The sequence below is a fragment of the Lutibacter sp. genome (genome assembly GCF_013139515.1).
GTDB lineage: Bacteria > Bacteroidota > Bacteroidia > Flavobacteriales > Flavobacteriaceae > Lutibacter.
Map to the genome: position 1 here is coordinate 1 of NZ_WTAR01000098.1, position 12,191 is coordinate 12,191.

Below are 12,191 nucleotides of genomic sequence, written 5' to 3' on the forward strand. Positions count from 1 at the left end.
GGCAATAGGAAATTACAATTCAGTAAGCATAAGTCAACACTAAAATAAATCAAAATACGTACCAAATAAATCCTCAAAACTTCCAAAGTTTTGAGGATTTTACTATTTATAATAGGTTTTAATTCAAAGGTTAAATTACAAAGGGAAAGATAGAAGGTTTTAAAGGTGATTAATTATTATGTATTTGTATTTGGAAATGCTGTATTTGTGTTAAAAGCCTATGAGATAGATATATAAAATACTTTTTAGTATTAATAAAATCTCCAATGTTTATGGGCTTAATTAACTTTTTAAAGAATTATAAGTGCCATTATTTTGTGTTTAAAAGGTCTAAATAACAGGTTTAAGTGATAATTGTTACATATTTTACTGTTTGTTTATAAAAACGTGCAATTTGCTAATTTTGAGACTTAATATTTTGTTAAACTATAATATAAATATACTTTTGATTTAGATTAATTAAAGATAATAGCTTAATTATTCTAAAATAGTAAATACCCCACACTATTTAAACCTCAAAAATTGTTTTATCCCCGTAGTATAAGTTTATAATACTTATTTAATAGTTGTATATGATTATCATATGTAAAGATTATATGTTATTTCCCCTTATGGATTTATGGTACATATTGTTTAATTTTTATTTACTAATTAATGTTTAAATTATTTATTATGAAAAAACAAATCTTAAGTTTAGCGACTTTATTAATGGGAACTTCATTAATATTCGCACAAGGAAACAACAGTGATGTAAATTCGTTGGGTGTTTCAAATTTAGCTACTGTATTACAGATAGGATCAAATAATGATTCTGACATTGACCAAGATGGTCAAATGAATGTATTAGGTGGTGTAGGTAACTGGGCTGACGTTTACCAATCAGGTGATGACAATGCTTCTGTTACAGATCAACAAGGTAATTCTAATGAAGCGCATGTTGCTCAAATGGGTTATGGTAATTACTCTAATCAATCTCAAGGTGTTGGTTTTGCTGAAAACAACTTTCAATCAGCTTACCAAGATGGGGTTATGAATACTTCTTACCAATTACAACGTTGGGATAACAACACAGGTGTTGTAGAACAATATGGTTATGGTAACTTTTCTAGCCAAGATCAACGTACATTAACTAACGGTGCTATGGGTAACTATGGTTATGTTTTACAAGCTGGAGATTACAATACAGCTTACCAAACACAGAGAGGTAGAAGAAATTCTGCTGAAGTGTATCAATTTGGATATGGTAACTATTCTGACCAATACCAAAGTGGAAGAAGAAATAATGCACTTGCTGTACAAGATGGTGAGATGAATTATAACTTCCAATATCAAGTAGGAAGACGTAACAATGCTGTAGCTTTTCAATATGGTTACTATAACTGGACCGTACAAGATCAAGTAGGTAATGATAATGAATCTTTAACTGAACAATATGGTGATGGTAACTGGAGTTATGCTTGGCAATATGGTGATAGCAATGACCAATACACTGGTCAATCAGGTTCTTCAAATGGATCATATACTGATCAATGGGGGAATGATAATAGCTCTTGGACAATTCAATACGGTTATTCAAACTCTTCACAAACTGGACAATATGGAGATGAAAATAGTGCAGGTACTTTTCAAGATGGTTTAGGGAATACAAGTTATACAACTCAAGTTGGTGATGGTAACAGTTCATATACTGAACAAGATGGTGTAGGTAATCCTTTTTGGGATGCTTGGTATAACTATTCTGAAACTATGCAATATGGTGATGATAATATAGCTACTACATTGCAACATGGTGATGGTAACTTTAGTTCAACATACCAAGATGGTGCAGATAACGTTTCTATGACACATCAAGATGGGTTTGTTAATACTTCTTACACATCACAATATGGTGAAGGTAATAACTCAAATACTTACCAATATGGTGATATGAATATGAGTTCTACCGATCAAGGTGGAGAGCGTAATGATTCTTACACTGAACAATATGGGTATAGTAACAGCTCTTGGACTGGACAATATGGTTCAACAAACGTTTCTACTACTTTACAACATGGAGATATGAATATGAGTGGAACTTTACAAGTTGGATTTGATAATGCAGCAATGACTCATCAAGATGGTTATTTAAACTATTCTTCAACTGACCAATGGGGTAATAGCCATAACAGTAATGTTTACCAAAATGGTGTAGGAAATACATCTTTTGTAACTCAAATAGGAGGTTCTTCAGTGCCAAACTAGTACTTTATTTATAAAAAAAAAAAAGGGGAATTTTATTCCCCTTTTTTTTGTTTTATTAAAAATACACTTTGCAAGTATATATGTATTACTGTTTATTATTTAAATGAAGCTATTTGTAAAGTATAATAGCTAAAAGTTTGATAAACAGGAATAGATTATTAACTTAGCAATATAAATTGTATTTTGTGATTTTAAATTCCCCACAAAATAGTAACACCCCAAGTTAAAACGCATAGTAATTTTGATAATTTATCAATGCAACTATAGTTAACAATATTTTATTTAAAATTAATTTAATTATGAAAATTCAAAAACTTACGCTGCTAGTTTTATTAATGAGCACGTCATTATTAATAGCTCAAGAAAATAATAGTGATGTTATTTCACTAGGGTTTTTAAATAAGACAGTAGTTACTCAAGTTGGAACCTCTAATAATTCTAAAGTCGAACAAGACGGAGAAATGAATGTATTAGGTGGTGAAAACAACTCATCAAAAGTATATCAACAAGGAACATATAATAATGCATTAGTTAACCAAAGAGGTAGTTTTAATAAAGCTATTACTATTGAGTTAGGACATCATAATTATTCAAACCAATCACAAGGAGTTGGTTGGGCTGAAAACAATTTTCAACTTACGTTCCAAAATGGAGATTATAATGAATCTTTTCAACTACAACGTTGGGATTATAATAAAGGAATTGTGTACCAACATGGTTTTTCAAATTTAGCAAAGCAAGATCAAAGAACTGGTGTAAATGCATCTCAAGGTAGTATTGCAGCAATTTACCAAGATGGAGCAGTAAATGACGCTTTTCAAAAACAATTTGGCAAAATTAACAACGCTTTTGCTTCTCAAATAGGTTATAGTAACTTTTCAAATCAAGACCAATTAGGAGATAATAATGCTGAAGTTGTGATACAAAATGGTAAACATAATAGTGCTATTCAAACTCAAGAAGGAGATAGTAATAATGCATTTGAATTTCAATTAGGAGATTCAAATGATTCAGAAACAACACAATTAGGAAACTTTAACGTTAGTGAAACTATTGAATTAGGAAATAACAATATCTCTTATACAAATCAAGAAGGTAATTTAAATTTATCTGGAACTTTACAATTAGGATCTGGTAACAATTCTTCAACACTGCAAATAGGAGAGCTTAATATTAGTGAAACACTACAAATAGGCTTTGATAATAGTGCTTTAACCTCACAAAACGGATTAGAGAATTTATCTTTAACTGGGCAATTTGGGAATACACATTCTAGTATAGTTAACCAGGCAGGAAATAATAACATGTCTTTTGTAGGTCAATTTGGAGGTTCTGCAAATCCAAACTAGAGGGTTTAAAAATTAACAAAAAAAGAGCGTAGAATTGCGCTCTTTTTATTAAATTTGAGAAAGATGAAATATTTATACCACATATTAATTATAGTTTTGTTTGTAAATGTGTTTTCTTATAATGCATCTGCTCAACAAACGGATGAGAATACGTATTTAATAAATAGATATTTTCAAATTGCAAGTTCTGGACAAAATTTGTTAACAGAAAATGAATTATTAGTTTCAAAAGTAAAAACGAATAACTTAGTAAATAATACTGAGTTAAATATTCTACAAGCAGGAAACTACAATTCTATCAATGTAAAAACAAGTACTAATACTCAAAATGTTAATCAAGTAGGAGATTATAATAATTATGAGTTTATTAGTTTTTATGGTAGAAATGACCTAAACCTTGAAGTGCAACAAATTGGAAATCAAAATTTTGTGCAAATATTGGGTGAGAATTCATTAATTGACAATATGAAAATTATTCAAAAATCTAATTTCAAGACTATAACTATTACAAATTATTAAACTTCAATTTTGAAAACAGTTGTAATAAACACACTATTATTTCTATTTATATTTAATGGAACTTCAACTTTTTCACAAGAAAATTTGAACGCAAAAATAGTGACTAATATTACAGATAACTTAGTGAATATTAAAGGTTTAGCTCAAAACGATGAAAATATTTACAAAGAAGGGTTTGATTATCTTCTATTCTCTTTAAAAAAAGGCGTTAACGGAAACTATTCTAGAAATACACAATCAGGTGAATTTTCTATGGAACCTACAGAAGAAAAAGAATTAGCGACTTTAAAAATTAATATTCAAAAAGGCGAAGAGTGTAAAGTATACTTATTTATTAGAAAAGAAGGTGCATTAGTAGCTAAAGATTCTTCTATTATTTATTCAGCTGAAAATAGAAAAAAAAAGCAATTCGTTGAAGAAAGCGAAATAGAAATTAAAGGATTGGTTATTGAAGATGTAAAAACGAAATTAGGGAAAGATTTTTATGATTATTTTTATCAAAAATATTCATCTTCCGGCTCTCAATATCCGTTTATTATTAATATTACTGAGAAACCAAGTATTGGTAGAGGAAGTAAGATATCTATTGATGTTGATGACATTGTAATTTTTGAATTTATGACAAAACCTGATGATGAATTTATTCAAGCAGCGGCAAATCAAGCTTTAAGGTATGTTTATAATTATTCAACTCAAAGAAAATTATTATATAAAAATAAAAAAATTTAATTCTTTTTAATATATTGTGGTTATGAAAAAAGTAAAAGTACTCTTGTTTTTTGCATTGTTTAGTATTCCTTACCTAATGCAATCTCAACAACTAGTTTATAAACCTGTTAACCCAGCCTTTGGAGGTGATACATTTAACTACAATTGGTTGTTAAGTTCAGCTGAATCACAAAATAAGTTTACAGAAGATAATGGATTAGGTTTTGAGCAACAAACTGAATTAGAGAGGTTTACAGAAACATTAAATAGACAATTATTAAATTCATTATCTCAAGATTTATTTCAACAAGAATTTGGTGATAGCGCTCTAACAGTTGGTACGTATGTTTTTGGAAGTTTAGTAGTAGATGTTACTCCAACAACAGATGGTTTAGCAATAAATATACTTGACACAGAAACTGGAGACCAAACGCAAATTATAATCCCAAATAATTAAAAACAAACTATGAGCAAAAAAAATATTGGTGTACTTGTTGCACTTTTGTTAATATTTTCAGGTTGTGGAGCAATTTTTAACCAGCCGTTAGAAATTACAGAAGCTAGGTTAGGTGAAAATACAACTAAAAAAAGCATGTTAAAAGGCCTTTTGCCTATAAATCCAACAGTTGTTGGTGTATATAAATTTAGAGACCAAACAGGGCAATATAAACTTGTTGAAAATGGTACTAGTTGGAGTACAGCTGTTACTCAAGGTGGTACATCAATACTTTTAAAATCTTTAGAAGATTCTAAATGGTTTACACCTATTGAAAGAGAAAATGTGAGTAACTTGTTAAATGAGCGTCAAATAATTAGATCAACAAGACAAGAATACAGTAAAAATAATAAAGAGCAAGTAACAACATCAATTCCGCCACTATTATTTGCAGGCGTACTTTTAGAAGGTGGTGTAATATCATATGATTCTAATATAATTACAGGTGGATCTGGCGCAAGATATTTTGGAGCAGGTGGTTCAACCCAATATAGACAAGATAGAATAACGGTATATTTAAGAGCTGTATCAACTTCAAACGGACAAATATTAAAAACGGTTTATATTTCAAAAACAATATTATCACAAGGTATTTCAGCAAATTTATTTAGATACGTAAATCTAAAACGTTTATTAGAAGTTGAAACTGGAGTAACAAGAAATGAGCCAACTCAATTAGCAGTTAAAGAAGCCATTGATAAGGCTGTGGAGACATTAATTGTTGAAGGTATTATTGATGGATTATGGATACCTAAAGGTGGGCAAGAAGTTGTTGAAGTTTTAAGAGAAAAATATAAAAAAGAAAAAGAAGAAGCAGATTCAACAGTATTATTAGATAGAAAGTTAGAAGATAGAAGAGGGAAAAGCGCAATAAGTATTACTGCAGGATCATCACATATATCAGGAGATTATTCAAACCCAAAAGGGAAACTAGGAACAAGCATTGCGTATAAATTTCAATTTAAAAAACCTGCTTTAAATTTAAATGTTGGTTTTGGTTATTTTCAACTTGAAAATGAAGGAGCATTTAAGGAAGATCTAATGTCATTTGATGTAAATTTAGAATATAATTTTTTACCATATGATAATGTTTCACCTTTTATGTATGGTGGAATTGGAACAGTTTCCGATTTAGACATTGCAAGTCCGCAAGTTAAATTTCAATACGGTTTAGGAGTAGAATATTTACCGGTAAATAATATTGGAATTAAATTATTTGGAGAACAAAACATGCTAACTAATGATAAGTTAGATGGTTTAATTCAAGGAAAAAGAGACGACTTTTATTGGAGAATAGGAGTTGGTGTTAATTTTTATATGGGCAAACCTTATAATAGAGTGAAATCTGTAATATTTGAATAATTTAAAAAATAAAAATGAAAAGAGCATATAAAATATTAATTATACTAACACTAGGCTTATTTATAAGTTGTGGTGAAGACACTGTTGATTTAGTTGGTTTAGGAACAATAACAGGGAGAATTGTTGAATCAAATAGTTTTGATCCTATAGAAAATGCTAAAATTACATTAAGTCCAACAAATAATGCCGTTTTTTCTGATGCTGACGGATATTTTAGATATGATGAAATTGAAGCAGGTGAGTACTCAATTAATGCACAAAAAGAAGGTTATTTAACTAATTTTGAGGCAGCTACAGTTACTACTGGAATTGAAGTAAATGTTGTATTTGAAATGGATGATGAAAACACATTAAATAGACCACCTACAACCCCAGTATTAGTAACGCCAACTGATGGAATTGAAGAGCAAGAACTTTCAATTGAATTAATTTGGGAATCTGAAGATCCAGATGCAGATCCAATTACCTATAGATTAGAAATTAAAAACGATTATAATAACGATATAATTAAAATTGAAGAAATTGTTGATACAACGTATGTTATATCTGATTTAAAATATGGAACAAAGTATTTTTGGCAAATAGCAGCTACTGATGATATTAATTCAGAAGTTTTAAGTTTAGTGAGTTCTTTCAAAACAAAATTAGATCCTGAAAATAGATATTTTTATGTTAAAAAGGCTTCTAATAATAACAACTTAATTTATTCTTCAAATTATGATGATGGTAATAATTCACCTTTAAATGAGGTGGAATTAACAACTGAAGATCAAAATAGTTGGAGGCCAAGAAAAAACCAAGCCTCTAATCTAATTGCGTTCTTAAGAACATTTAATAATGAAACTCATTTGTTTACCATGAATCAAAATGGTTCAAGTGTATCTCAAGTAACATCAGCTGTTCCAGTTGCGGGATTTAATTTTAATGAGATAGATTTTTCCTGGTCTTCAAACGGGGATAGATTAATATATTCACATTATGATAAATTATATGTTATAAATAAGGATGGTAGCGGACTTCAACAAATTTACCAAACAATTGATGGAAGTTATATTACTGAATGCGATTGGAGTAATGATGAAAGTATGATTGCTTTAAAAACGAATGATAATTCTGGATATAACGTAGCAATTTATACAATTGATATGTCAGGAAGTATTTTAACTACAGTTTTATCAGGTGTAAGTGGTGCTGCAGGAGGACTTGATATTTCGGTTGATAACAAACTATTATTGTACACGTATGATATTTCTGAATATGAAGCTGCTGATAATAGACAATTAGATACTGATATTTTTATCTATGATTTTGACGCTGATATAAGTACAGATATATCACTAAATAAAGAAGCAGGAACTAATGATTTAGATCCAAGATTTTCACCAAATGAAGCCGAAGTTATTTTTGTAAATACTTCAAACGATGGTATTTCTACAAAATCTATTTATAGAATGAGTATTTCTGATAATAATGACAGATCAGCTTTATTTACCAATTCAACAATGCCAGATTGGGAATAAAATTTTAAAATAATATAAAAAAACCGAATGAAAACTCATTCGGTTTTTTTATGCTTCAATATTTAAAAAAGAAAAATTACTTTTGCAGTACAACTTAACAAACCTAAAATGAGTTCAGAAATAAGTAAAAGATATAGCCAAAGAGGTGTTTCAGCTTCAAAAGAAGATGTTCATAATGCTATTAAGAATGTGGATAAAGGACTATTTCCGAAGGCATTTTGCAAAATTGTACCTGATTATTTAACAAACGATAATGATTATTGTTTAATAATGCATGCAGATGGAGCAGGCACAAAATCATCATTAGCATATATGTATTGGAAAGAAACTGGTGATATTTCAGTTTGGAAAGGAATTGCGCAAGATGCATTAATTATGAATATTGACGATTTAATTTGTGTTGGAGCTACAGAAAACATCTTATTATCATCTACAATTGGACGTAATAAAAATTTAATAACAGGTGATGTACTTTCTCAAATAATTAATGGTACTGAAGAGTTATTACAAGATTTAAAAGAATTTGGTGTAGAAATTCATTCTACAGGTGGAGAAACTGCTGATGTTGGCGATTTGGTACGAACTATAATTGTAGATTCTACAGTTACTGCTAGAATGAAAAGAGCTGATGTTATTGACAATGCAAATATAAAACCTGGCGATGTAATTGTTGGTTTGGCTTCTTTTGGGCAAGCAACTTATGAGAAAGAATATAATGGAGGTATGGGTTCAAACGGATTAACGTCTGCACGTCATGATGTATTTCATAAATATTTAGCTGAAAAATTCCCAGAAAGTTTTGATGCTGCTGTACCAAATGAGTTAGTGTATTCAGGTAATGTTAAATTAACTGATACCGTTGAAAACTCACCAATTAATGCTGGTAAATTAGTGCTTTCTCCAACTAGAACGTACGCACCAATTATTAAGGAAATTTTGAAGAAGCATACATCAAAAGAGATTCACGGAATGGTGCATTGTAGTGGAGGAGCACAAACAAAAATCCTTCATTTTATAGATAATTTGCATATTGTAAAAAACAATATGTTTGAAATACCACCATTATTTAAATTAATTCAGGAGCAATCTAAAACAGATTGGAAAGAAATGTATCAGGTGTTTAATTGTGGGCATAGAATGGAATTGTATGTTTCTCCTGAAGTTGCTGATGAGATTATTAAAATTTCTAAAAGTTTTAATGTTGATGCTAAAATTATTGGAAGGGTAGAAGCTTCAGAAGTAAAAAAACTAACAATAAAAAGTGAATTTGGTGAGTTTGTGTATTCATAATTAAGTCGTTTAAAATTCGTAAATTTGCAATCCAATTAAAAGAAGAAGATGTTAGATAAGTTAAGAATAGTAAAACAACGTTTTGATGAGGTTTCTGATTTAATAATACAGCCAGATATTATTACAGATCAAAAACGCTATATAAAAATAAACAAAGAATATAAAGATTTAAGCGCAGTAATGAAAATTGCTGATGAGTATAAATTATTGTTGAATAATATTGAAGAAGCCAAAGAAATTATTGCTGATGGATCTGATGAAGAAATGACAGAAATGGCTAAAATGGAAATGGATGAAGCAACTGCTCGTTTACCAAAATTGGAAGATGATATTAAGTTTATGCTAATTCCAAAGGATCCTGAAGATGCTAAAAATGTTATTGTTGAAATTAGAGCAGGAACTGGTGGTGATGAAGCAAGTATTTTTGCTGGCGATTTGTATAGAATGTATACAAAATATTGCTCTGATAGAAAATGGAAGGTTGAAGTAGAAGATATTAGCGATGGAACTTCAGGAGGGTTTAAAGAGATTATATTTAGTATAACAGGAAATGATGTTTACGGAGATATGAAGTTTGAATCTGGGGTTCACCGTGTACAACGTGTACCTCAAACTGAAACTCAAGGACGAGTGCATACTTCAGCAGCAACCGTAATGGTATTGCCTGAAGCCGAAGAATTTGATGTAGAATTAAAACCAAGCGACATTCGTGTAGATTATTTCTGTTCTTCAGGTCCAGGAGGTCAATCTGTAAATACTACATACTCAGCTGTTCGTTTAACACATACACCAACAGGTTTAGTGGCGCAATGTCAAGATCAAAAATCACAACATAAAAATAAGGAAAAAGCAATGAAAGTGTTGCGTTCTCGTTTGTATGAACAAGAATTAGAGAAAAAATTGGCAGCAGATTCAGCCAAAAGAAATTCTTTGGTTGCTAGTGGAGATAGATCGGCTAAAATTAGAACGTATAATTATCCTCAAGGTCGTGTTACTGAACACAGAATTGGATTGACATTGTATGATTTATCAAATGTAATTAATGGTGATATCCATAAAATTATTGAAGAATTAAAACTAGCTGAAAATACAGAGAAACTAAAAGAATTAGGAGAAGTTTTATAATTAAAACTAATAAAATATATAAAAAGCAAGAATGTTAAGTTCTTGCTTTTTTTGTTTTAAAAAGAATACTAAAAAAAGAAAATCAATGTATATTTGCCGCTTTTACTAATAAAACAAGTCAATAATGATTACAGTTAATGATATTTCAGTTCAATTTGGAAGTACTACTTTATTTAGCAACGTTTCATTTGCAATTAATGAAAATGATAAAATTGCTTTAATGGGTAAAAATGGAGCAGGAAAATCTACACTATTAAAAATTATTGCTGGAGCAAAAAAACCTACATCAGGATCAATTTCAGCACCAAAAGAAGCTGTAATAGCTTACCTTCCTCAGCACCTTTTGGCAAACGATAATTCTACAGTTTTTGAAGAAGCATCAAAAGCATTTGCTGAAGTTTTAAAAATGAAGGTTGAAATTGAAGAAATTAATGAAGCACTTACAACTCGTACAGATTATGAAAGTGATGATTATATGAAATTGATTGAGCGTGTTTCTGAATTAAGTGAAAAATATTATGCTATTGAAGAAGTGAATTATGAAGCAGAAGTTGAAATTGTTTTAAAAGGACTTGGTTTTGAGCGTTCAGATTTTAATCGACCAACTTCTGAATTTTCAGGTGGTTGGCGTATGCGAATTGAATTGGCTAAGATTTTATTACAAAAACCCGATTTAATTTTATTGGATGAGCCTACAAACCATATTGATATTGAGAGTGTTCAATGGTTAGAAGATTTTTTAATAAACTCAGCTAAAGCTGTAATTGTAATTTCGCATGATAGAGCATTTGTTGATAATATTACCAATAGAACTATTGAAGTTACTATGGGCAAAATTTACGATTATAAAGCTACTTATAGTCATTATTTAGAGCTAAGAAAAGATCGTCGTGCGCATCAACAAAAGGCTTATGATGAGCAGCAAAAAATTATAATAGAAACTACTGGTTTTATTGATCGTTTTAAAGGAACCTACTCTAAAACAAATCAAGTGCAATCTCGCGTTAAAATGCTAGAAAAAATGCAACTAGTTGAAATAGATGAAGTTGATACATCAGCATTACGATTAAAATTTCCTACATCGCCTAGAAGTGGTCAATATCCTATTGTTGTTAATGATTTAACTAAAAAATATGATGAGCATGTTGTTTTTAATAATGCAAATTTAGTTATTGAGCGTGGTGATAAAGTGGCTTTTGTTGGAAAAAATGGAGAAGGAAAATCTACATTGATAAAAGCAATAATGGATGAAATTAATTTTGAGGGAAGTTTAGAAATAGGTCACAATGTTAAAATTGGTTATTTCGCTCAAAATCAAGCTTCACTATTAGATGAAGAACTAACAGTATTTGATACTATTGATCAAATAGCAGTAGGCAATATTAGAACTAAAATAAAAGGGCTTCTTGGTGCGTTTATGTTTAGTGGTGATGATACTACAAAAAGAGTAAAAGTATTGTCGGGTGGAGAGAAAACACGTTTAGCAATGATTAAATTATTGTTAGAACCAGTAAATGTTTTAATATTAGATGAGCCAACAAATCATTTAGATATGAAAACAAAAGATATTATTAAAGAAGC

10 protein-coding genes are annotated in these 12,191 nt (G+C 29.8%); all 10 read left to right on the forward strand.

Translation table 11 applies throughout. From position 1 onward, the window contains the following. Nucleotides 1-672: 672 nt before the first annotated feature. Nucleotides 673-2,241, forward strand: coding sequence for a hypothetical protein (locus tag GQ540_RS09045; RefSeq protein ID WP_291800237.1), 1,569 nt, complete (start codon nt 673-675; stop codon nt 2,239-2,241). Between the two features lie 299 nt (nt 2,242-2,540). Further along, nucleotides 2,541-3,590, forward strand: coding sequence for a hypothetical protein (locus GQ540_RS09050; RefSeq protein ID WP_291800239.1), 1,050 nt, complete (start codon nt 2,541-2,543; stop codon nt 3,588-3,590). Between the two features lie 63 nt (nt 3,591-3,653). Further along, complete coding sequence (locus GQ540_RS09055) at nt 3,654-4,109, forward strand: hypothetical protein (RefSeq protein ID WP_291800241.1); 456 nt, start codon at nt 3,654-3,656, stop codon at nt 4,107-4,109. Nucleotides 4,110-4,118: 9 nt separating this feature from the next. After that, entirely contained in the window at nt 4,119-4,838 is a 720-nt protein-coding gene (locus GQ540_RS09060; protein ID WP_291800243.1) for a CsgE family curli-type amyloid fiber assembly protein, read from the forward strand. A gap of 22 nt (nt 4,839-4,860) precedes the next feature. After that, the gene (locus GQ540_RS09065) at nt 4,861-5,274 is read left to right on the forward strand and encodes a curli production assembly/transport component CsgF (protein WP_291800245.1); all 414 of its coding nucleotides are present in this window, start codon (nt 4,861-4,863) and stop codon (nt 5,272-5,274) included. A gap of 9 nt (nt 5,275-5,283) precedes the next feature. Further along, nucleotides 5,284-6,675: a CsgG/HfaB family protein gene (locus GQ540_RS09070; protein WP_291800247.1), complete on the forward strand. Its 1,392-nt coding sequence runs from the start codon at nt 5,284-5,286 to the stop codon at nt 6,673-6,675. A gap of 14 nt (nt 6,676-6,689) precedes the next feature. Beyond that, nucleotides 6,690-8,195 (forward strand): carboxypeptidase regulatory-like domain-containing protein, encoded by a 1,506-nt coding sequence (locus GQ540_RS09075; protein ID WP_291800249.1) that lies wholly within the window; start codon nt 6,690-6,692, stop codon nt 8,193-8,195. 108 nt (nt 8,196-8,303) lie between these two features. Then, on the forward strand, nt 8,304-9,485 hold the full coding sequence (locus GQ540_RS09080; protein WP_291800251.1) for an AIR synthase related protein: 1,182 nt from the start codon (nt 8,304-8,306) through the stop codon (nt 9,483-9,485). A gap of 48 nt (nt 9,486-9,533) precedes the next feature. Continuing rightward, a complete protein-coding gene (gene prfA / locus GQ540_RS09085) occupies nt 9,534-10,610 on the forward strand; it encodes a peptide chain release factor 1 (RefSeq protein ID WP_291800253.1) in 1,077 nt (358 codons plus the stop codon). A gap of 124 nt (nt 10,611-10,734) precedes the next feature. Further along, the coding region (locus GQ540_RS09090) for an ABC-F family ATP-binding cassette domain-containing protein (protein WP_291800255.1) at nt 10,735-12,191 on the forward strand (1,457 nt) is incomplete at its 3' end.